We start from the raw sequence: 506 nt of genomic DNA on the forward strand, positions 1-506 counted from the left end.
TCGTTCAGGCGCAGGTCGGTGGTGACGATCGCCGGCAGGTTCAGCGCAACGGTCTGCAGGCCGCCGTCGATTTCACGGGTGACGTTGACCTTGTCGCCGGCAACCTCGACCTTGGAGGCGAAGGTGCCCTGGGCGTAGCCGGTCAGCGCAGCCAGCATCTGGCCGGTCTGGTTGTTGTCGCTGTCGATGGCCTGCTTGCCGAGGATGACCAGCTGCGGCTGCTCTTTGTCGACGATGGCCTTCAGGGCCTTGGCGATGGCCAGGGAGCTCAGTTCGTCGTTGGACTCGACGAGGATGGCGCGATCGGCGCCCAGCGCCAGCGCGGTGCGCAGTTGCTCCTGGGCGGCGTTCGGACCGACGGAGACCGCAACGATCTCGGTGGCGACGCCCTTCTCTTTCAGGCGCACGGCCTCTTCCACGGCGATTTCGCAGAAGGGGTTCATGGACATCTTGACGTTGGCGAGATCGACGCCGGAGTTATCCGCCTTGACGCGGACCTTGACGTT

General features: G+C 65.0%; 1 protein-coding gene. It reads right to left on the minus strand.

The annotated features are described in order from the left end of the window. Positions 1 to 506, minus strand: a 506-nt coding sequence (locus ACYCAX_RS26565; protein WP_460249217.1) for an electron transfer flavoprotein subunit beta/FixA family protein, incomplete at both ends; no start/stop codon positions are given.

Source organism: Pseudomonas sp. MT3, from assembly GCF_054720805.1.